Origin of the sequence: Kitasatospora sp. NPDC059747 (assembly GCF_042732955.1) — a bacterium.
Taxonomy (GTDB): Bacteria; Actinomycetota; Actinomycetes; order Streptomycetales; family Streptomycetaceae; genus Kitasatospora.
Genome location: NZ_JBHWGV010000016.1, coordinates 54,486 through 55,978 on the forward strand (window position 1 = coordinate 54,486; position 1,493 = coordinate 55,978).

Below are 1,493 nucleotides of genomic sequence, written 5' to 3' on the forward strand. Positions count from 1 at the left end.
GCGTGTGCCCGCGCGCGCGCCCGGCGCGTCTGCCCCCCCCCCCCCCCCGCGCCCGGGGCGCGGGGGGGGGGGCCGCCCGCGGGCCCACGACCGTGCCGACTGCCTGGCCGCCGGTTTTCCGAAACATCGTCGAAACTTTCAACCACGTATTGACGGGTCCCGCACACACCGAGTTATCTGGCCACGGGAGCGCATCCCCACCGGGCGCCGTTCTGTCGGACGGCCGCCGCAGCGCTCCTGTTCCCGAACCGACGGTGCCACCGCCGTCATCGCTCGTGCGCCACGACCCGCCGGTATCGCGGGTGTGCGCCTCCCCCTGGAGCGACATTGGAGGGCGACCATGCCTCTCGGAAAGATCCTGATCAGGATTCACCACACCTGGGCCGCCGTGGTGGTCCTGGCGCTGGTGCTCGCGGCCGGCGTGACGGCCGCGACGCCCCCGGCCACGGCGGCCGGCGGCACGTTGAAGGCGGCGGCGCAGGCGGACGGCCGGTACTTCGGCACCGCCCTGACGGACGGCGACCTCGGGGTCGGCGGTGAAACCGCCGTCGCCGGTGCGCAGTTCGACATGCTGACCCCGGGCAACGAGATGAAGTGGGACACCACCGAGCCGGCTGCCGGCTCGTACGATTTCGGGCCCGGTGACCAGCTCGTGCAGTTCGCCCGGGCACACGGCATGCGGGTGCGCGGCCACAACCTGGTGTGGCAGAACCAACTTCCCTCCTGGGTGTCGAACCTGCCGCTGAGCCAGGTTCGCTCCGCCATGGAGGCGCACATCACCACCGAGGCCACCCACTACAAGGGACAGGTCTACGCCTGGGACGTGATCAACGAGCCGTTCAACGGCGACGGCTCCCTCGTCCCCGACGTGTTCTACCGGGCGATGGGAACGGACTACCTCGCCGACGCGCTGCGTACCGCGCACGCCGCCGATCCCGGGGCGAAGCTCTCCGCCCTCGGCGGTTCGAGCACCGGCGGTGGTGGCGGCACGACGGGAGAGTTGCACGCGGTCGGTGCCGGCAAATGCCTGGACGTGCCGAACAGTTTGACCGCGGCGGGCACCCAGGTGCAGATCTACAGCTGCTGGGGCGGCACCAACCAGATCTGGACGCACACCTCCGCCGACCAGCTGAGCGTCTACGGCGGCGCCGGCCGGATGTGCCTGGACGCCTCCGCGCAGGGCACGGGCTCCGGCACCAAGGTGGTCGTCTAGCCGTGCAACGGTCAGACGAACCAGCAGTGGCACGTGAACACGGACGGCACCGTCACCGGTGTCCAGTCCGGCCTGTGCCTGGACGTGTCTGGCGCCTCCACCGCCGACGGCACCCTGGCCCAGCTGTGGAGCTGCAGCGGCCGCAGCAACCAGCAGTGGACGCTCGGCTGACACCGAACGGGTGCGGCCGGACGGCACCGGGGCTCCGGGACCGTCCGGGCCCACTGCGCCCGCGACGAATCCCCCCGCCCCCACCGCGGGAAGGTACCACCCTGGGCCG

General features: G+C 72.0%; 1 protein-coding gene and 1 pseudogene. Both read left to right on the forward strand.

From position 1 onward, the window contains the following. Positions 1-340 precede the first annotated feature (340 nt). Complete coding sequence (locus ACFV4G_RS09845; protein ID WP_380438372.1) at positions 341-1,213, forward strand: endo-1,4-beta-xylanase; 873 nt, start codon at positions 341-343, stop codon at positions 1,211-1,213. Between the two features lie 12 nt (positions 1,214-1,225). Next, positions 1,226-1,384 (forward strand): annotated as a pseudogene (locus ACFV4G_RS09850) (RICIN domain-containing protein); the annotation flags it as partial. Between the last annotated feature and the right edge of the window lie 109 nt (positions 1,385-1,493).

What these genes read in the sequence shown, in the direction of transcription:
- ACFV4G_RS09845 (WP_380438372.1), top strand. Translation starts at nt 341, where the DNA reads ATGCCTCTCGGAAAGATCCTGATCAGGATTCACCACACCTGGGCCGCC.